The organism is Butyrivibrio sp. VCD2006 (genome assembly GCF_000423925.1).
GTDB lineage: Bacteria > Bacillota > Clostridia > Lachnospirales > Lachnospiraceae > Butyrivibrio.
In genome coordinates this window covers 1-18150 of record NZ_AUIX01000052.1, presented here as the reverse complement: position 1 = coordinate 18150, position 18150 = coordinate 1, and the positions used below count along the sequence as shown (strand labels likewise).

Here is an 18150-nt window from a genome sequence, read left to right as displayed (position 1 = left end):
ATGATAGCATGAGAGAAAACTGAAAATAATTATATTTTTATAAATCATTATAAAAAGAAAAATAGTACTGATAGCGCTATTTTTCTGCATCTGCACCCATATCAAGAAGCTGTTTTTTCATATCATCAAAGCTTACATACTTCTCGGTTTTAACTGTTTCAAAATCGGTGTAACCATCTTTTATAGAGATATTCACAATATTTAATCCGTCGCAGTCAATTCCCGTATAAGGATTGTTTTTGCTTATTGATTCTTCAAAGGCTTCAGCATACTCTTCTTCTGTGAGCTCTACAGCGCCATCATAGTATTTGTATGAATCATCTTCCAAATCACAAACTGCCTGCAGCTCTTTTGTTCCTTCAAGCTCCTTGCCGTTAAATTCATAAAGGTCGAAAATCTCTGTTCCGGACATACCTGATGTCTGAACAACAGCATTGCTGCCTGCTGAAACATATATGTGGTTTCCGTCATAACCGGAAGAAACACTCATGACCTCATTTATTTTTCCATTCGCAATTGTAAACAGATGAGCATTTCCATCTTCGTCCAAAGGTCCTTCGGAATTCACTGCAGCAAGATAAGGAATACCACTTCCATTCGCATAAATCAGTGCGTAGCTGTCTGCTGTTTTTTCCTTGTCATATTCCATGATCTTCTCAAGATAAGCTGTAGCAAAATCTCCGCCGGAAACATCGCCCAGCTCGATAAGCGCGATGTTCTTAAGCTCTTCCTCATAAAATTCCTGATTATCCTCGAAGAAATCGATAGGGCATTCGTATCCATAGTAATATGTAAAATTGTCAGTCAGGATTACAACACCTACTGCCTGCTTGGTGTCTTCATTTTCTCCGCTCTCATAATCAATCTTATATACCGGATAGGTGAGTTTTGCAGAAAGCTCCTCATCCTGCGCTGATCCCGTTATTACTGCATCGCTGTTAACCTGGGCGCATACAAGGTTCTCAGCATATGCATCCATGTCCTGCCCATCTCTCTGAGAATTCACATAACACATATTCGTGATGACTGTGAGCCCGTCTTCTGTCATATCCTCATAATAATAGGTTCCGTCATCGTTATTTTGCGTTCTTAAATTTGTAAGCCCTGTATATCCCGGTGCCTTTACTGCCAGCATATTCTTGGAAGCAAGCTCCTCTTCAGTTGCTGCCTCCTCAGCGTCAGCGTCTTCGGTCTTTGCTTCTGTGTCAGCGGCCTTGGAATCTTCCTCTTCAGCTACTTCTTCTTTGTCAGCTTCTTTTTGCGGTGCACTCTCAACAGTCTTGGCAGCTGAAGCCTTAGCTACTGCATTCTCCTGCACATCAACAGTCTCTGCACTACTATCACCACATGCAACAAGCATTGCTGATATAGTTAGCAATGCCACCAATGATACCAGTTTCTTTCTCCTGTCCATCATTTCTCGCCCCTCCATTATTTGCTAAAGGTAAACCAATTAATACTATTTACGTTAATCAGGGCATTTTCATAATAAATACCCCCAAGCCTTATCATATGACAGTTAATGTGAAAAAAAAATAAAAAAACAATAAAATCGTGGCGGATTATATCAATATTCTAAAAACCTTCATCGTTTAAAAGGCGCAAAAAAAGCAGCGCGGTTATGCGTTGCTTTTTGTACTTTTCTCAATAACTATTATAAGTACTTATTATTTCGAAAATGATATTTTTACTTTTTTGTTTGCTTTCTTCGCAGCTTTAATGATTTTCTTGGCGATAGCAGATTTCTTGCTTACTCCTACGATCTTAACTGTCTTAAGATTCTTTGCACCAAGAAAAGCCTTTGTATCAACCTTTGTGAGGTTAGCTGCGTTGATAGTTACATTCTTTACCTTTTTACCTGTGATGGCTTTCTTTCCAAGCTCAGTAACAGGATATGTTATGCCACAAAAAGTGCTATAGCAGTCATCATTGGTAAAAATTTTTTCTTCATAAGAATTCCTTTCACAAAAATAGCCCTAACATGATTTCTTAAGTCCCATGCTAGTGCCACTTTATAAAAAATAGTTTTTGCCTTTTTACTGATCCTTTGACTTTTCATCAGTTTCGATGGCGTTTTCTGTTGACTTGCTGTCTGCATCTCCAAGAAGAAGTGGTGCGCAAACAACTCCTCCAACTGTTATAACCCATGTCTTTGTATTCATATCCCTTTTCTTCCTCACAAAAAACTACAATAAAAATAGTACACCATTTGGTGTACTATTTTTATTAAAAAACTATTAAATAGTATTATACGTTTATAAACTTCTTTGTACTGTCGCTAAGTTTGTTCGTAACCTGATTGTTATTATCCATGGCCTCTCCGATTTCTTGAATTTCTCCCACAATCTCTGTAGAGTTGGAAGCTGAAAGGCTGATGGCCTGTGTGGACTCTTCAACGGAATCGGTGATTGTAAGAATTGAGTCTGCCATGCTGTGCATTGTGTTATCAAGAGAGTCTGCCTTCTCAGTAAAGCCTTCAAGAATTTCATTCATTATCTCTGCTGTACTCTCGTATTTCTCTCCTGTCTCAACAAAGGCTTCATAATCGGCAATAACAGTATTGTTGATAAAATCTACAACCTCGATGGCATTATTCGAAAGCTCCTGAACAGCCTTTGTCACATTCTCACTTATAGTCTGAATATTTCCGGCTGTCTGTCTGCTGTTATCGGCAAGTGCACTGATCTCCTGCGCAACTACCGCAAAGCCCTTGCCGGCTTCACCTGCTCTTGCAGCCTCAATGCTGGCGTTAAGTGCAAGAAGGTTTGTCTGGGAAGCTATATCGAGGATAACCTTGGTAAGTTCTCCGATCTGATTAACCTGCTCACTTTCCTTTACTGACTCATCAAGGGTCTTGCTGAGCGCCTCAACTCTGGCACCTGTATTCTCCTTCTTCTGCATAGCCTCATTCTTAATGGTATCAGCTTCCTTCTGGATCTCGCCTGCACGCTCTTTTCCTGAAGCAACCTCATCATTGATGCTCTCCACCGCATCTCTTACATCATTGAGCTGCTCCTTAATGTGAGAAGCTGTAGTTGACACATTGTCCATGCTGGCTGAAAGCTCCTCAAGCGCCGCTGATGTGTTGGTGATGTTGTCGTTAGCCAAAGCGATCTGTGAGGTCATCTTGTCTGCGGAATCTGTAAGAATGAGTGTTCCGCTCTTAACATCTTTCATTACGCCCTGCAGGGTTTCAATAAAATCATTTATGCCATCTCTTATAAATACAAGCTCATTTCCGGTCTTAACATTTACTCTTGCTGTAAGGTCACCCTTTCCGGCGTTGATATCATTTATAATTTCCTGAACAGAGTCGGAAATCTTAACAATAACTTTGGTGATAAGAACAAATGAAACATAGAGATTCAAAAGAAGGCACACAATAAACACAACCATTCCTGTTACATTCATGACAGTTATTTTACTTCTTGTCTGTGCCATATAATTTACAACATTACCCTTAAGTGCATCCACCGATGCATCAAGGGTTGTCATGCCTGCTTTGACACCTTCCATGTTAGTCATATAATCTCCGGTAAGTATCTCCGAGGCAACACGTCCATCGCCGGTTGTCATCATGATATTGAACACTTCATCAACGTTCGCAATAAGAGCCTTTGCCGAAGCATCAAGCTGTGTCGTTGCGTTTGGATCGCCATACATAGTAAACTCATCGCCGATTTCTTTTACAAGAGTGGTCACTTCGCTCTCGTAGGATTTAAGCTCGCTTCCGATTCTCTCTTTATCAGCATCCGTGTAATATGACCATAGCCCCAGTGCGCTCTGGATCGTTCCGTCAATCCTGGCCAGATCTTCCTTAACTGTTCCCTCTTTATGAACCAGCTCGGTTACTCCGGCAATTATCCCCTGAGCACTGTCAGACATGGATGATATTCCATCGTTAACAATGTAGCTTACTATGTTAAATACCAGCAACATCAGAATATTAAAGAACAAAATCTGAACCGGAATAGATTTGAAAAAACTGACCTTATTCTTCTTGTTTTCAGTTGTCCTTGACATAGCGACACTCCTTTCAATATAATAAACATCCACCTATATACATTATACAGCTAAATAATGCACTGTTATGCGTTTAATATTTTTTTAATAAAATTAAATAAAAAATACATAAAAACACAAAAACAGGCAGCCTTACCAGCTACCTGTACAATCTTTGCTTTATTCACGGAACCCAGGTGATAAGGACCTCGGCATCTCCGTCTATTGTAAATTCTCCGCTTCCCGCAGTCACAAACAGCGACTCTCCTTTTTTAGCTCTGATGCATTCTCCCTGACATATAACATCTGCACATCCTTCGAGAATAACTATGGAGCCAAAAGACCGCTCGTCAGCATCTCCTTTATAGGACGCCCCTGAAGTAATGACTTCATGACTCACTACAAAGTAGTCACAACTGAGAAGATATCCGTCCCGGGAGACATATTTCTCCGGTCTTACAAGCTTAGTAACATCCAGCGCCTGCTTGATATGAAGAGGCCTGGTCTTGCCATCTGAACCCACACGTCCGTAATCATAAATTCTGTAGGTTACATTTGAGCTCTGCTGAACTTCAGCCAGAAGGATCCCTCCTCCTATTGCATGAAGTGTTCCCGGAGTTATAAGAAGGACATCCCCCTTCTTTACATGCTCTTTATGGAGAACTTCCTCCAGTGTGTTATCAGAAATCCTCTGCTCAAATTCTTCTTTTGTTATTTCCCTGTTAAATCCCTGATAGAGATAAGCGCCTTCCTCAGCATCCAGCACATACCACATCACAAAAAGGCTGGATGAATAATTCCAGCCTTTTTATAGCTGTTGCTACTTATTTGTAGACTGCGGTTACTCTTGCATAATATATACGTAGAAATTTATTTAATCCCGCTATTTTAGCGTGTTTTTTGCACTTTCCCTCAATTTCTTTCTTGATTATATAATTATATACAGCAGCATCTTTGGGCGCAGGATGACTCTTAAGTACCCTCATTACTTCATATCCTACTTTTCGTAAAGTTGATGATCCTCTCTTTGTCATTGTAATAGCCTCCTTATTTATTTCCGTGCTGTGAGGTGCATATAAGTGATGAACGCTTCAAGTCCACTTGTATGAAGAAAAAGATTGGTAAGGTACATCTTTCTCTCCTCGAAAAGCATAGCCACAGATTTCAGGGTGTTTATCCACGCAGAACTACTTCCGTCTATTCCGGTCATGATATTGTCAATCTCCCGTGAATAATCCCAGGCAATAAGCTCATACTTATCACTAAACTGTCTGTAAAAGTAGCAGGAGAATATCCGCAGTTATCCGTAATATCTTTAACCGTGATCTTATCTATGTTTTTACTTTCCGCAACTTCCCTAAATGATTCAGCCAGTATTTTTTTCGAAGTTTTCCTTTTCATTCACCCCCCATTACAAGCTATTCCTCAGAAATTGTCAGCAAATATACATATGATTCGAAGGTTGCACTGCCATCATTTTTGCTATATGAAGAGCTGTGATCGTACACCATTCCAAGCTTCTCCATAACCCTTCTGCTGCCTACGTTTTCCTTTGCGCACTCGCCTTCAAACGAGCGTGCGCCATAAACCTTTGCAGCATGCTTCATGAGAGCGTCCATGCCTTCTACGGTATATCCTTTTCCCCAGTCATCATACTTATTCACATAGGATAACGACCAGACATCTCTTTCAACATCATGATTGAGCGCATAAATCCCCACCGCATGGCCATCCTCTTTATCAGATACCAGCATCAGTATATTAACCTTAGAGGTGGGATCCTTTTTAGGCAGCCAGGCAAGCGGCTCTTCCGGGGTCTTACACGCAGACCCCAGCAGATATTTATAGACTCTCTCGTCCATATCCCAGGCCGTCATTACCTTATAGTCCTCAGGCATCAAGCGCCTCATGATAAGTCTTTTGGATTCAACTACTTCCATATTAGGGCTATTTGAATGGCACGTATTCACTTCATTCCTCCATACTTTAGTTATTATTTGGTTCTGCACCAGAAATGATTTTTGCCGTCTTCGGAAGCTATGACTTTGCAGCTCATTTCCATATTCTCATTCTGGTTTTTCATGAAAAGAACACTCATAAGGTCAATATTTTTTTAAATTATTTTTTATTTCCAAACTTAAGGTTACTGTCCAGCACCGCAACCTTGCTTGCGAAGTATGAAAACTCGCCGCTGTCTAAGAGATTTCCTTCATCATCAGTTACTCTTATGTCAAAAACAAGGATGTGTTTTCCTGTTTTCAGTTTCATGCACTCGCAGTATATGTACTCCGTGTTCACTGCGGGAAGCAGGAAATTCAGGTTGGCGGAAACTGTTGTAACATAATATCCGCTCATACTGGCGGTTGCCCCGGCCATTACATCAACAAAGGAAAGAAGCGCTCCTCCATGGATACTTCCATAAGTGTTGTGAAGTCTCTCGTCACACTTGATTCTTGATTTGCTGTACGTGGGGCTGAGCTCCATCACTTCAAATCCTATGAACTGATTATATTGATTATCATAAAGCTCAGAAAGCATTTTCTCCCTGATTGCATTTTCTTTTTCAGTACGTGCTTTTCGCATTTTTTAATATCCTCCCAAAAATATAGTTCCATTTTATCAGATTTTTATAAATACTTCTCAAAATTGTTGATACAATTATTATAGACTAAATGTATATCCCATCTAATTATGAACCTTGGAGGTGTGAGCATGGAAAACAATCTGGCCCTTATTGCACTTGAGTCCTATTCAAAGCAGGCTAATCGAATAAACCAGCTTCTATGCGAATGGTACAATGCAGACAATTTCCTTGTCAGCGCAAGGTGCCCACGCTTTGCAAGCGGCGAAGCGAAATGCGTCATTGATGAATCCATCAGAAATAAAGATGTTTTCATCTTTGTTGATGTCTGCAACAACTCCTTGAAATATAAAATGGATGGCGAGCTTAACAGAATGTCACCAGATGATCATTATCAGGACCTTAAGAGAGCTATTCTTGCCTGCAGCGGTGTAGCTCAGAGAATCACTGTTATTATGCCTTTTATGTATGAAGGAAGACAGCATAGAAAAACAGCCCGAGAATCCCTGGACTGTGCCATGATGCTAAAAGAGCTTGAATTTATGGGCGTTGACAGCCTTGTTACTTTTGATGCTCACGACCCGAGAATTCAGAATGTAACACCGCTTAAGGCTTTGTCAAACATCTCACCTGCACTACAGTTCACTCAGGCCCTTCTTACTGAATATGAAGATATTAAAATAGATCCAGATCATCTCATGTTTGTTGCCCCTGATGAAGGAGCCACTGAAAGAGTCGTATTCTTCGCCTCATTATTCGGCGTAAATATTGGGATGTTTTTCAAAAGAAGAGATTATGCACATATTGTTGACGGAACAAATCCCATCATTGCGCATGATTTCTGTGGCGGAAGCCTTGAAGGCATGGATGCCATTGTGGTTGATGACATGATTGCCTCCGGCGGAAGTATTATTGATGTATGCAAACAGCTGCGAGACCGCGGCGTTAAGAGAATCTTCATCTTCTCAACCTTTGGCCTGTTTTCAAGCGGCTTTTCCAAAATCGACAAAGCCTACGAAGAGGGTCTCTTTGATAGAATCTTCACCACAAATCTTGTCTATCAAAAGCCCGAACTTCTTGAGAAAGAATATTACTATAGCGTCAACATGAACCGCTACATAGCAGCTATTATCGACACAATTCACAAGCACAATTCAATACTAAATCTGCTAAAACCCGAGGAAAGAATCAAGCAGACGATCCAGAATTATGTGAATTCATAATTCCAGATTTATCTGTTCAGTGCAGACATTGATGCGATAAGCTCTATTTTCATTGGACAGACATCCATGCAGGACAGTGCTTTGGAGCAACCGCTTCCAACATGCTTCCCGTATGTTTCCTTGATATCCTTTGCTTTATCAGCATTTCTTTTTTGTACAAGGTAACAGTCATTCGCAAATACCGCACCAAAAAAGCTTTTGCCGCTTGTATAATTGGGACATATCTCCAGACACAGCCCGCACTTAAGGCACTTAGCGGCATTGTATTGAAGTGTAAGTTTTTCTCTGTCCTTGGGGTTATATTCCCCTATAAATACATTCGCTTTTTTCAAATTCTCATGTATGATGCTCCTGTCAACAATCAGATCGTGAATTACCGGAAATTTTCGCAGCGGCCTTATACTGATCTCGTCTCCATTCAGGTCTTTAAGGAAAGTTTCACACGCCAGGGACGGTTTTTCGTTTATAACCATAGCGCATGCTCCGCAGACCCCCTGGAGGCATGAACACTCCCATCCTATACGGCCTGTTTTTTCTCCCTTATCATTTACGATGTCGTCATGATAATTCAGATAATCTAAAAGTCCCGCTACCGAAATTTCCTTATCCCCGTCATAGTCAAAGGTCTCCCAGTAGGGCTCTGTATCCCCATTAATTTGTCGCAGCACTCTAATTTTCATAAGCGTTTCCCTTATCCAGATTCACAGTAAAAGAACCGTCATCATATGATATCAGCGTTGCATGCGAAAGCTCATCAGCGCTCTCCTTAAAGTCACTCCGGTAATGAGCTCCACGGCTTTCCTTCCTGTGTTCAGCACAGGTAAGAACTGCGCGGGCCAGTGTCATTATTCCTAAAAGACTGTAATTTGTATATGCAGACACGCTGGCATCATAGTGCAGGTGTGTTGAAGTCCCTATGTACTCATCCACATCTCCTATGCCAGCTTTAAGGTTCTTCTCAGTGCGCACAATTCCAAGGTTATTTTTCATGGTCTCAGCGAGCATATCCCTCATGTACATGACAGGAAAAGCGCTCTTTGTGTCATATAGCTTTTCAAGCTCCTTTTTTTCATGAGCTATGTAATTTGCAAAGTCCTGTACTCCTCCCCTACATTCATTTTTCGCTATATCATCGGCAGCAACATTCCCGCTGTAAATCGCTGCAAGCAGTGAGTTCCCCCCAAGTCTGTTAGCCCCATGATACATGGATGCACACTCTCCTATTGCATAAAGTCCCTTGATATTCGTCTCATGGTTCATGTGAACCGCAAGTCCGCCCATAAAGAAATGTACCGATGGTGAAACAGGTATCGGTTCTCTTGTAATATCTATGGAACGGTATTTACTGCAAAGATCACGTACTTCAGGAAGTCTTGAATCTATAAGTTTTTTATCAAGAAAAGAAATATCAAGGAAAACCTCACGTCCTGTAGCATAAATCTCCCGTGAAATGACATCGCGGGTCATAAGATTCCCCTTCGGACCATATTTGTCTTCCATAAAATAAATCCGATTACCACCTTCAGGATAAAAAAGCCTTCCACCCTCTCCGCGGACTGCCTCAGATATTAAGATTCTTTTCTGCGATGTCTCAAGAGTTGTCGGATGATATTGGATAAACTCCAGGTTTTTCAGTACTGCCCCCTGCATAAAGAGCCTACCTGCTGCATAACCATCACAGAGTATGGATCCCGTCGTTTTTCCAAAAAGAGAATTCTGTCCTCCGGTTGCAAGTATTACCGCATCAGCGTACACAGGCTCCAAAGTTTTAGTGCCCTCATTAAATAATAGTGCCCCATAGCACACACCATCTCTTATGAGTCCGGAGTAAAAATCCATCCCAAGCTTTCTGGTGATGAGCCCCATTGCCTCATATCTTCTGGACTCCATAACAAGTGCCGAAATGATCTGCTTCCCGGTGGAAGCTCCGCAAAAATGAGTCCTTTTGTGAGATTGTCCGCCAAACGCTCTTGTCCGAGGCTTGCCGTTCTCATCTACTGTAAAGACCGTGCCAATGCTTTCGAGATACCTGATAATATCTTCCGCCTGCCTGCACATACCCTCAACTGCGTTTCTTCCTCCAAGCATTGCTCCGCCTTTTAATGTATCCTCGATATGGCTTTCTATGCTGTCGCCCTCTTCATGGCCTTTCGTAACAGCATTGATCCCTCCGGCTGCCATAACAGACTGAGCCCGCTCCGAAGGATACGGAGAAATGAGCATCACTCTTAAACCATGCCCTGCACACCTGACAGCACAGCTCAAACCTGCTATTCCGCTCCCAATGATAAGCACATTCTTCATCATTCCAGTCCCGTCAATGAATAAATATGGCAATCTCTCCACGGATTATGGCACATACAGAAGTAATAAAAAGTATCAAACCAATGGCATATGAGATTCTTTCAATTACTCTGAGCTTTTCCCTGCTATCAAGCAGAGAAAGTGTAACCAATGCCTTGGGAAAAGATACTGCTGCATGAGAGATGACTACTCCGTAGAACAAAATCTGTATCAATATGACAAGCACAAATGCTGCCCAGTTATTTCCTGCTGAGAAAGTTTTAAGGAATTCAAATGTCTTTAAATGAATAATCAGAAGTGGAAAAATCAAGGCTGCGGAAATTCGCTGAATTACAGTCTGTCTGTTTTGCGCAGGATATAGATCAAGCCTTGTCCCATCCCCCAAAAGAAATACCAGGCACATACCCAGTACCGCATGAATACAAGTGATTACTATAAACGGCATAGCAGTAAGAAGCTTCATTGCCGGATTATAGTACATAGTAAGATACGAAAAAATGTTGTAACCTATATGCAAAATCATTGCCACTATCGACAGTAATGCTAACGCGGCATTTAATCTTTTCAGTTTCATGGCCCCCTCCGGCTACCCTAAACGTGTTTTCACTTGTTATAGGCTGTTTCAAAAGCATTACGCCTTAATTATAGCAAAGTCATGAACGTGATTCTGTGATTTAATAAATTGTTTAGCTAATGTTTCTTTTTACATTACTCACTGGCATAGTCCTCAGGGAACATGATGATATCCCGGATCATTGTGGTGATAAAATCTCTGCACTTGCCACAGCCTGTCCCGCAGCCTGTTATCTCACTGACCTTTTCGTATGTATCAGCTCCGCCTTGGACAGCATCAAGAATCTTCCCGTAATTTACATTTTTACAATGGCATGCAATCTTTTCTCTCTTCATAAAGTGACCCTCCATGAACCAGTGAATCCCACAACGATAGTTATATTAATGCAATATCTGTCCTTTTCAGTTTAATACTAATTTAATACAATTTTAACCCATTCTCCGATGCAAATATCGTATTATTAAGTGACTGAAAGTTACAGTTCACACATTTGAACTTTAACTGATAATCCTACAGCTATATTTGAAACGGAGGTACCTGCATGAGTGAGGAATTCAGAGAAAAAGCTATTAATCTTATTGTTGAATTTGGTGGCGGAAATGCCGATGATCTGAAGAGTTTGGATGACAAAGCTCTTCTTGATAAATATTGCAGCGTAACCGGTGAATCTGCTGAAGATTATAAAGACGCATAAGCTGCTTCAACGCTTGTAACTAAGTGTTTTACTCAATTAAAAATATTACCCTGAATCCGCATTAGATTCAGGGTATTTTTTTCTAATTCTATTAGATTCAGTGTTTTTTTCGTTTCTGTATCTTCATCAATTCTCAGATAGCAAGTCTGCGATGGTATCCTCCATGGTGGTCGGAACCCAGTGGCCATCAACGCAGTATTTTGGCGCTACCTTTTCTATTGTATCAGCAAGCTTCCTGCTTAGCTGAGAATCCTTTACCCAGGTGGGGAACACGCCACTCACGGAATCCCCAAGGAAAAGAACCTTTTCATCCACAACCTCGACCAGAGTTGAATCGTCGGTGTGGGGTGCTTCTGCCTGAAAAGCACGGACTTTGCAGCCGCCCACGTCAATAATCATCTCGCCTGAAAACTCCATATCCGAAGTAACTATCTTAACCGGACGGTTCCCGGCATATTCTTTGCGGATACTGATATCAAGGCTCAAAAACTCATCAAGCCCGTTTTTTTCTATCCTTTCACGAAAATCGCGAAGGTATTCATTTGTCTTTGAGTTGGCAATAGAAAGTCCATTTATGGCATGCATTCCAAAGGTGTGATCCCAGTGCCAGTGTGTGATTACCGTGAGCGAAGGAAGTTGGAGACCCTCCTCCTTTATCGCATCATAGAACTCAGCGGTGTGAGCATCAGAATGTCCGGCATCAATAGCCAGACTATAGTTATCACCGCGAATATATCCAAGCACAGGGCGGTCTCTTTCCTGCTCGTTAGGATAAAACCACACCCTGTCAGTCAATCTTTCAAGTTTCATATTTGGGTCCCCATTTCATCTAACATTTTCGCCTCACAGATAGGAACTGAATCCGCACATTCAATGTTAATCCCATCAGAGCGGTCTGTCTTCGTGAGCATATTTCCTGATGTTTTTATATGCTTTCACGTTGAGTACGGTCATTGCAAGGATCAGTACAACCAGCGATCCGAGCACATACAAGGTTGAATCGTTAAGTTCCGCCCAGAAGCACAGGGTATCGTAAAAACCATGTATGATGATTGGAATGATAACAGCCTTACGTCTTAATCTGGCAGCCCCTTTCAAATCGCCTCGCACCGCATGGCTCTTGGCCTGTCCGTAGTAGTAGCCCATGTATATTGAAAAAACAAGATGTCCGGGAAATGCTGCTCTTCCCAGGGCTGTTCCAAAACCGTAGCTTGCGATATAGAGAAGATTTTCAACAATCTCAAAACCCATGGCTACAGTCGTTGCATATACTATTCCATCAAAGCGGAAATTGAAAGCAGGATGATTCCAGGAGCCACGCTTTAACGCAATATATTTTCCCAGTTCCTCCACTGTTGCAGCCACAAGGAACGCATTCAAAGCGGAATAGAGAATAGGCGAATCTATAAAGAATATTTCCAGCACCAGTTCAACAATTTCTTCTACGATTATGACACCAATCGGAACCAGTATTCCTCCGGTTAAAAACAGCTTAATAAGTAGCGGCAGAGGTTCAGGCTCGATACTGTCCAGCTTGTAAACATACAAAAGAAGCAGCAAACCGGAAACACTTGAAAACAGCATTGCAAAAGTCATACTTCCTGAGTCCGCAAACATCGAGCTTATAAAAAGTCCAATTGTAAGGATCACTATCATGACTACCGGGAGCTTTTTAACGCTAAACGCATCCTTCTGCTGAAATGCCTGTTCCTGCCACTCGGGGTGTACCTGCTGCATCTGCCAGTCAGGCTGCCCCTGCTGTATCTGGACATTTGGCTGCCCCTGCTGCATTGTATGGCCTGCCATTATTTTTTGTGCAGGAGGCTCTCCGATCGTCCTTACCCTGGCGCCGCAGTTTTCGCAAAATAAATGTGTATCCCCTACATTCGCTCCACAATTCCAGCAAAACATAATATATTTTCCTCCTGATGAATGTGGTATTTTACTCTGAATAGAAATGTGATATCGCTTTATTATACCACAGGATCACTCAGGGTCAGCCATTACAAATTCCACATCCTCAAGTTCTTTAATTGCCATAAGCTCATCCTTAGAAGCTTTTTCCGTAACAAATCCATAGATGTAAAGGCCATATTCATCAATATTCTTCTTCACATACTCAGGGCTTATCATGAGGTCACCCTGGAGCATATGCAAAAACTGCGGGTTATCATCAAGATATGTAAGCATGCTCTTAACATGTGTCACGGCAACATCATAATCCCTAAGCCCGTCTTCCGAGGCATCCATGGCATCTCCTGCTGTAAGAAGAGGATACTTTTCCTTATCATAAAAAATATAGTTGCCTTCATTTAAGTGGAAGCCAAGGCACTCTTCACCGTCGCTAAAAACATGCTCCTCCAGCTCTTCTTTGGACTCTCTGATAGGGAGCTTTTCCGGATCGTTATCGCGGACATAAGTTGAATAGGCAACCCATCTTGGATAAACTCCGTTATCATCGCACCACTCTATGAAATCATCATATTTCATGCATTTATTCAATGTGACAGATGCATAGTAATCATCATCGTCATCCAGTTCCGGCAGCGGATCATACTCGTAGCATACATTCCCGGGCGATAGAAGCACCAGTTTCGATTTTCCTTCGCTGCTGCCCATGACATATGCCTGCGCTGTATTCCTAAGAGAATCAGGATCAAAAAGAATCATCTTATTTTTCTCTATTGTTCCCACATGATTGTCTGTAATATCGCGGTAGTTAATAAAGTATTTGCCATATCCCATACTTACCGATTCAGCCCTCATATAGCTTTTCCAGGGTAAAAAGACATCGTAGTATGTCATCATATCAAGGTCTAGTCTTTTTGTAGGAGAATAGCCCTCTTCCTTCGGAAACGCCACAGCTTCTCCGGGATTGTAGTAAAACCGGTCAACAATCTTAGGGAGCGCGAAAATCACGAACAGCACAATAATAATTGAAGCAGCAGCCGTGATCACTCCTGCCTTCACAAAGGCCATGCGGATCTTTTTGTTGATAAGTTTTGAAAAATCATCCGCATCCTCGCGAAGCTTCTCATCGATATGAATGCTGCTTTGCTTTGCATCAGCATTATTCTCAGAAGCCTTTTCACCTGCAGAATTCTCTGTCACATCACCATCTGAAAACTCATCAATCCCCGGAATCTCCGCATTTTCAAAGAGATACTCACTTATGGCATCCTGTTTTTCAATGTCCTGTTCAACCTCTGCTGCCTTATTTTCATCAAGTGTTCCGTTCTTATATTCCTGCAAAAGTTCACGATAATTCATGCTTCATCCTCCCTAATATATTCCCTGATCTGCTTTTTCCCTCTATAGGCCTGTATCCTTACATTTTCAGGTGTAAGCCTTAGCATCGCCGCGATTTCTTTTTGTGAAAAGCCCGAGAAATACTGCATGCACAGGATTTCCCTCTTGGTTTCATCCAGCTTATTTATGGCTTCGTAGAGGTGCTTTTTGTTTTCGTTTTGGATAATCTCATCAAGAATGCTTTCGGTTTTTGACGAATCATATTCCTCGGGGGCGTCCTTTAAAACAATTCGTTTCTGCTTCGACATGGCATTGATCAGAAGATTTCGTCCAACCATGTAGAGCCATGCCCTCATATTCGAATGGTCATCGGGAAGAGAAAGAATTGCTTTAAGGAAAGCCTCCTGCGTCATATCCTCCGCAAGCTCACGATCGTGACAAAGAGAGTACAGGTATAGAAACAGCTCATGATGATATGCGCTGTACAGCCTATATAGCAACTGCTTTTCCATACTTTCCTCCTTGGCCCAAAGTTTCCTGAATCATTCCCCCGTTTTGATCAGTCATATATATAACAATTTGAATCGAAGAATGTTACATGTTTTTTCAACTTTTTTATTTTACAGGTTTTCATCTGCGGAATGTTTAAGAATTTCTGAAAAAAGCTATAAAAGGGTTTGTTTTGTCCGTCAACTGTAGTCAAAGCTTCCATCGTTCTTTTCTTCTATAGCTTTTATCATATGAAATGTAAATTCATTATATGGTGTAGGGATACCAAGTTCCTTGCCCATACGCATCAGCGCACCGGAAAACATATCAACCTCCGTATGCCTTTTTGCATCAAGATCCTGAAGAGTTGAGTATCTTGCCCGTTTAAGGACTTTACTTCCTCTGGTCGATGAAGAATCTGCCAGAGACAAATCAATCCCCTTTGCCTTTGCAATCGCATCAAGCTCTTTTACAAGACCTTCTCTGATTGCGGCTACGTGTTCGCTATCGCCATAAGCACCTACTCCCACTCCAAGCATTGCCTGAGGGAGGTTATTACCAACGTTTAATCTGAACTTGCTCCATATTTCCGAGAATATTACATCTGTCTCTCTGTAATGAAGTCCTGTTCCTTCAAAAAGTCGCGCGAGAGCACCGGTCCTTTCTGAACTCTTTCCATCTTTTTCACCATAGACAACACCTATCGTGGATTCAGGATCAAAATATATTCTGTTCTGTTTTCTTTCAGAAGCGACTTTTATAAGCGCAGGAACTATATGCTCCTCGCCAATTTCAGCAGCTATCACATCTTCGCTGTCAACGCCGTTCATGAGGCTTATTACTACGCTGTGATCATCTACGATTTCTTTTATATCAAGGACAGCCGCCGGCAGGGCATTATATTTTACTGCCACGATAACAAGGTCTGCTCCGAAGGCTTCCTCCGGAGTCTTTACCGCAGGCTTATAAAGCTTGTCATTTATGCATATACCTTCTGCCTCAATTCTTTCCTTTCGCTTTCCCGATGCTACTACCGAAAGCTCCAAATTGTCCTTATTAGAAAGGCCCCACAGCATGTAGCTGCCGACCGCTCCTGCTCCTATTATTACAACCTTTTTAAAATCCATCTTAATCCTTTCTGCTTATGCCAAAAACAATTGCCTATCCTGTACATCTGCACTAAATGATTATACAATAAACTAATTTACATATTATAATATTTTATTGTACACAAGATAAGATAATACTTTTAAACAGTTAGGATAAAAAATGAAAACAAATAATATGACTGAAGGAAACAGCTTAAAACAGATAGTATTGTTTTTCCTTCCACTTCTTATGGGAAATCTTTTTCAACAAGTCTACAGCCTTGTTGACAGCATAATAGTCGGAAAAGGAATTGGTGATAAAGCCCTGGCAGCTGTCGGTGCTTCAGGCACTCTTAATTTTCTTATATTGGGATTTGTTGTAGGACTTACAAGAGGATTTGGGATAAACTTTTCCCAGTCCTTTGGAAAAGGCGATTCGAAACTCCTTCGCAGTTATATATTAGCTGCTCAGTACATCAGCCTGGCTATTAGCGTTTTGTTTACTCTTTTATGTCTTTTAGCCTTAAGGGAAATGCTGACATTCCTTCAAACGCCGTCAGATATTTATAGCGATGCCTATGCTTATTTTGCAGTAATACTTGCAGGAATAACCATCACAGTACTGAATAATCTTACTATTACTATCCTCCAGTCTCTTGGGGACAGTAAAACTCCACTGACTGCGATGGTAATCTCGTCCATAATAAATATCATTCTTGATCTTCTGTTTGTGATGGGCCTACATCTTGGAGTTATCGGAGCTGCAATAGCTACAGTCATAGCGCAGGCGGTTTCATACATATACTGCCGCTTCATCCTTAGCAGAATACCCGATTTGTCCGATGAAAAATCGGAACGCATAAAACGTTTTGTTATGCCGGAGCTTACGTTATGTGTTGATCTCCTTAAAATGGGCCTTCCCGTTGCTTTCATGAATTCCGTCACCGCCGCCGGTGGAATGATTCTGCAGTATTTTGTTAATCTCATGGGAAGTGCTTATGTTGCAGCTTATTCAGTATGCATGAAATTCGCAGGTCTGTTTGAACAATTTGGTATATCCGTAGGCCTTGCTATTCTTACTTTTGTTGGACAAAACAAGGGCGCCGGTAAATATGACCGTATCCGCAAAGGGGTAAGACAGGGTCTTGTTTTGTCTGTTATCGTGAACATCCCTCTCGCACTTATTCAAATCGTTTTCCCGGAAAAAATATCAGGACTGATGTTAAGTGACCCTGACACTATAGGTTATTGTGCCCAGTTCATGCCAATCCTTGGAATAAGCCTTTTCGCTCTTGGATGGCTGTTCGTATTCCGCTACGCCGTGCAAGGCCTTGGCAACACAATAGTCCCTATGTTTTCAGGATTTCTTGAAGTCGCATTGCGCCTAGTTTTCGGATTCACACTTGGAAAAATGTCATTCACGGGAATAGCAATATCCGAGGTTTCAGCCTGGATTGGGGCCGCCATAATGCTGGCATTGACTTATCTTTTGTCTATATTTGTTTTTATACCCAAGTCTTCTCATACATAATGTGCATCTTTTGAGATATTTTCTCAGTGCTAAATATTGACTTCATAGCACTGTCAAATATAATGTTAGCATACGCTAACTTAAATCAAAGGAGGAAAGAGTGAAAAATAAGTAGCGGATGAAACCGACTTAAATTAGAGGGACGAGATTTCCCGTCTCTCTGACAGGTTGATCATATAGGAAATCATTCATCAGTTATCGTTGCTTTTAACCAATGAAGAAATATCGTAACCCTGAGTTTTCAGATACTCAAATACGTTGGCATCATTTAAAACAACTTTGTGAGGATGATCATTAGGATCCATCAATTCCTTATAATCGCATGGAGTAAAAGTTTTCTTATCTTTCACCATGTGATATATGCAGACCATCATCATTCTGGCGATTGCTATTATTGCTTTCTTGTGACCACGAC

20 protein-coding genes and 2 pseudogenes are annotated in these 18150 nt (G+C 41.4%); 3 read left to right on the top strand and 19 right to left on the bottom strand.

What is annotated here, in order from left to right; translation table 11 throughout:
• Nucleotides 1–76: 76 nt before the first annotated feature.
• The 9 genes and pseudogenes from G586_RS0116195 to G586_RS0116155 all read right to left on the bottom strand — a co-directional run bounded on the left by G586_RS0116195 (nucleotide 77) and on the right by G586_RS0116155 (nucleotide 6585).
• Nucleotides 77–1417 carry a hypothetical protein gene (locus G586_RS0116195; RefSeq protein ID WP_026528560.1) on the bottom strand — a complete coding sequence of 447 codons (1341 nt, stop codon included), beginning with the start codon at nucleotides 1415–1417 and terminating at the stop codon, nucleotides 77–79.
• Nucleotides 1418–2036: 619 nt separating this feature from the next.
• Nucleotides 2037–2162 (bottom strand): hypothetical protein, encoded by a 126-nt coding sequence (locus G586_RS27250; RefSeq protein ID WP_255346263.1) that lies wholly within the window; start codon nucleotides 2160–2162, stop codon nucleotides 2037–2039.
• Between the two features lie 85 nt (nucleotides 2163–2247).
• Nucleotides 2248–4023: a methyl-accepting chemotaxis protein gene (locus G586_RS0116185; RefSeq protein ID WP_026528559.1), complete on the bottom strand. Its 1776-nt coding sequence runs from the start codon at nucleotides 4021–4023 to the stop codon at nucleotides 2248–2250.
• Between the two features lie 163 nt (nucleotides 4024–4186).
• Entirely contained in the window at nucleotides 4187–4777 is a 591-nt protein-coding gene (locus tag G586_RS23505) for a class I mannose-6-phosphate isomerase (RefSeq protein WP_051204859.1), read from the bottom strand.
• Nucleotides 4778–4826: 49 nt separating this feature from the next.
• Nucleotides 4827–5036, bottom strand: a pseudogene (locus G586_RS0116175) (IS110 family transposase); the annotation flags it as partial.
• Nucleotides 5037–5053: 17 nt separating this feature from the next.
• Complete coding sequence (locus G586_RS26325) at nucleotides 5054–5212, bottom strand: hypothetical protein (protein ID WP_155834225.1); 159 nt, start codon at nucleotides 5210–5212, stop codon at nucleotides 5054–5056.
• Nucleotides 5209–5403, bottom strand: coding sequence for a hypothetical protein (locus G586_RS0116165; protein WP_026528557.1), 195 nt, complete (start codon nucleotides 5401–5403; stop codon nucleotides 5209–5211). Before G586_RS0116165 ends, G586_RS26325 begins: the two co-directional genes overlap by 4 nt.
• A 17-nt stretch (nucleotides 5404–5420) precedes the next feature.
• A complete protein-coding gene (locus tag G586_RS0116160) occupies nucleotides 5421–5942 on the bottom strand; it encodes a GNAT family N-acetyltransferase (protein WP_081674426.1) in 522 nt (173 codons plus the stop codon).
• Between the two features lie 178 nt (nucleotides 5943–6120).
• Nucleotides 6121–6585, bottom strand: coding sequence for a PaaI family thioesterase (locus G586_RS0116155; protein ID WP_026528555.1), 465 nt, complete (start codon nucleotides 6583–6585; stop codon nucleotides 6121–6123).
• Between the two features lie 129 nt (nucleotides 6586–6714).
• On the opposite strand from G586_RS0116155, the gene G586_RS23500 reads away from it, so the two are divergent.
• Nucleotides 6715–7806, top strand: coding sequence for a ribose-phosphate pyrophosphokinase (locus tag G586_RS23500; RefSeq protein ID WP_035773465.1), 1092 nt, complete (start codon nucleotides 6715–6717; stop codon nucleotides 7804–7806).
• 8 nt (nucleotides 7807–7814) lie between these two features.
• On the opposite strand, the gene G586_RS0116145 is transcribed toward G586_RS23500, so the two are convergent.
• From G586_RS0116145 to G586_RS0116130, 4 genes are all read right to left on the bottom strand, one after another.
• Nucleotides 7815–8486 (bottom strand): succinate dehydrogenase/fumarate reductase iron-sulfur subunit, encoded by a 672-nt coding sequence (locus G586_RS0116145; protein ID WP_035773464.1) that lies wholly within the window; start codon nucleotides 8484–8486, stop codon nucleotides 7815–7817.
• Entirely contained in the window at nucleotides 8476–10113 is a 1638-nt protein-coding gene (locus tag G586_RS0116140) for an L-aspartate oxidase (protein ID WP_026528553.1), read from the bottom strand. The genes G586_RS0116145 and G586_RS0116140 overlap by 11 nt, the downstream gene beginning before the upstream one ends.
• Before the next feature lie 10 nt (nucleotides 10114–10123).
• On the bottom strand, nucleotides 10124–10684 hold the full coding sequence (locus G586_RS0116135; protein WP_026528552.1) for a hypothetical protein: 561 nt from the start codon (nucleotides 10682–10684) through the stop codon (nucleotides 10124–10126).
• A gap of 134 nt (nucleotides 10685–10818) precedes the next feature.
• Complete coding sequence (locus tag G586_RS0116130; protein ID WP_051204858.1) at nucleotides 10819–11019, bottom strand: (2Fe-2S)-binding protein; 201 nt, start codon at nucleotides 11017–11019, stop codon at nucleotides 10819–10821.
• 206 nt (nucleotides 11020–11225) lie between these two features.
• On the opposite strand from G586_RS0116130, the gene G586_RS26320 reads away from it, so the two are divergent.
• Nucleotides 11226–11378 (top strand): hypothetical protein, encoded by a 153-nt coding sequence (locus G586_RS26320; RefSeq protein ID WP_155834223.1) that lies wholly within the window; start codon nucleotides 11226–11228, stop codon nucleotides 11376–11378.
• Nucleotides 11379–11504: 126 nt separating this feature from the next.
• Here the strand turns inward: G586_RS26320 and G586_RS0116120 are convergent, their stop codons facing one another.
• The 5 genes from G586_RS0116120 to G586_RS0116100 all read right to left on the bottom strand — a co-directional run bounded on the left by G586_RS0116120 (nucleotide 11505) and on the right by G586_RS0116100 (nucleotide 16243).
• Complete coding sequence (locus G586_RS0116120; RefSeq protein WP_026528550.1) at nucleotides 11505–12188, bottom strand: MBL fold metallo-hydrolase; 684 nt, start codon at nucleotides 12186–12188, stop codon at nucleotides 11505–11507.
• 75 nt (nucleotides 12189–12263) lie between these two features.
• A complete protein-coding gene (locus tag G586_RS25170; protein WP_051204857.1) occupies nucleotides 12264–13289 on the bottom strand; it encodes a PrsW family glutamic-type intramembrane protease in 1026 nt (341 codons plus the stop codon).
• Between the two features lie 75 nt (nucleotides 13290–13364).
• The gene (locus G586_RS0116110; protein WP_026528549.1) at nucleotides 13365–14648 is read right to left on the bottom strand and encodes an anti sigma factor C-terminal domain-containing protein; all 1284 of its coding nucleotides are present in this window, start codon (nucleotides 14646–14648) and stop codon (nucleotides 13365–13367) included.
• A complete protein-coding gene (locus G586_RS0116105; RefSeq protein ID WP_026528548.1) occupies nucleotides 14645–15139 on the bottom strand; it encodes an RNA polymerase sigma factor in 495 nt (164 codons plus the stop codon). Before G586_RS0116105 ends, G586_RS0116110 begins: the two co-directional genes overlap by 4 nt.
• A 177-nt stretch (nucleotides 15140–15316) precedes the next feature.
• Nucleotides 15317–16243 (bottom strand): ketopantoate reductase family protein, encoded by a 927-nt coding sequence (locus G586_RS0116100; protein WP_026528547.1) that lies wholly within the window; start codon nucleotides 16241–16243, stop codon nucleotides 15317–15319.
• A 142-nt stretch (nucleotides 16244–16385) separates the two neighbouring features.
• Between G586_RS0116100 and G586_RS0116095 the strand changes: the two genes are divergently transcribed.
• Complete coding sequence (locus tag G586_RS0116095; RefSeq protein ID WP_026528546.1) at nucleotides 16386–17735, top strand: MATE family efflux transporter; 1350 nt, start codon at nucleotides 16386–16388, stop codon at nucleotides 17733–17735.
• 191 nt (nucleotides 17736–17926) lie between these two features.
• On the opposite strand, the pseudogene G586_RS26655 reads toward G586_RS0116095, so the two are convergent.
• Nucleotides 17927–18150, bottom strand: a pseudogene (locus G586_RS26655) (IS110 family transposase); the annotation flags it as partial.

What these genes read in the sequence shown, in the direction of transcription:
- G586_RS0116145 (WP_035773464.1), bottom strand. Translation starts at nt 8,486, where the DNA reads ATGAAAATTAGAGTGCTGCGACAAATTAATGGGGATACAGAGCCCTAC.
- G586_RS0116105 (WP_026528548.1), bottom strand. Translation starts at nt 15,139, where the DNA reads ATGGAAAAGCAGTTGCTATATAGGCTGTACAGCGCATATCATCATGAG.
- G586_RS25170 (WP_051204857.1), bottom strand. Translation starts at nt 13,289, where the DNA reads ATGTTTTGCTGGAATTGTGGAGCGAATGTAGGGGATACACATTTATTT.
- G586_RS0116135 (WP_026528552.1), bottom strand. Translation starts at nt 10,684, where the DNA reads ATGAAACTGAAAAGATTAAATGCCGCGTTAGCATTACTGTCGATAGTG.
- G586_RS23505 (WP_051204859.1), bottom strand. Translation starts at nt 4,777, where the DNA reads ATGTGGTATGTGCTGGATGCTGAGGAAGGCGCTTATCTCTATCAGGGA.
- G586_RS0116195 (WP_026528560.1), bottom strand. Translation starts at nt 1,417, where the DNA reads ATGATGGACAGGAGAAAGAAACTGGTATCATTGGTGGCATTGCTAACT.
- G586_RS26325 (WP_155834225.1), bottom strand. Translation starts at nt 5,212, where the DNA reads ATGACCGGAATAGACGGAAGTAGTTCTGCGTGGATAAACACCCTGAAA.
- G586_RS0116130 (WP_051204858.1), bottom strand. Translation starts at nt 11,019, where the DNA reads ATGAAGAGAGAAAAGATTGCATGCCATTGTAAAAATGTAAATTACGGG.
- G586_RS23500 (WP_035773465.1), top strand. Translation starts at nt 6,715, where the DNA reads ATGGAAAACAATCTGGCCCTTATTGCACTTGAGTCCTATTCAAAGCAG.
- G586_RS0116155 (WP_026528555.1), bottom strand. Translation starts at nt 6,585, where the DNA reads ATGCGAAAAGCACGTACTGAAAAAGAAAATGCAATCAGGGAGAAAATG.
- G586_RS0116110 (WP_026528549.1), bottom strand. Translation starts at nt 14,648, where the DNA reads ATGAATTATCGTGAACTTTTGCAGGAATATAAGAACGGAACACTTGAT.
- G586_RS26320 (WP_155834223.1), top strand. Translation starts at nt 11,226, where the DNA reads ATGAGTGAGGAATTCAGAGAAAAAGCTATTAATCTTATTGTTGAATTT.
- G586_RS0116160 (WP_081674426.1), bottom strand. Translation starts at nt 5,942, where the DNA reads ATGGAAGTAGTTGAATCCAAAAGACTTATCATGAGGCGCTTGATGCCT.
- G586_RS0116165 (WP_026528557.1), bottom strand. Translation starts at nt 5,403, where the DNA reads ATGAAAAGGAAAACTTCGAAAAAAATACTGGCTGAATCATTTAGGGAA.
- G586_RS0116185 (WP_026528559.1), bottom strand. Translation starts at nt 4,023, where the DNA reads ATGTCAAGGACAACTGAAAACAAGAAGAATAAGGTCAGTTTTTTCAAA.
- G586_RS0116100 (WP_026528547.1), bottom strand. Translation starts at nt 16,243, where the DNA reads ATGGATTTTAAAAAGGTTGTAATAATAGGAGCAGGAGCGGTCGGCAGC.
- G586_RS27250 (WP_255346263.1), bottom strand. Translation starts at nt 2,162, where the DNA reads ATGAATACAAAGACATGGGTTATAACAGTTGGAGGAGTTGTTTGCGCA.
- G586_RS0116095 (WP_026528546.1), top strand. Translation starts at nt 16,386, where the DNA reads ATGAAAACAAATAATATGACTGAAGGAAACAGCTTAAAACAGATAGTA.
- G586_RS0116120 (WP_026528550.1), bottom strand. Translation starts at nt 12,188, where the DNA reads ATGAAACTTGAAAGATTGACTGACAGGGTGTGGTTTTATCCTAACGAG.
- G586_RS0116140 (WP_026528553.1), bottom strand. Translation starts at nt 10,113, where the DNA reads ATGATGAAGAATGTGCTTATCATTGGGAGCGGAATAGCAGGTTTGAGC.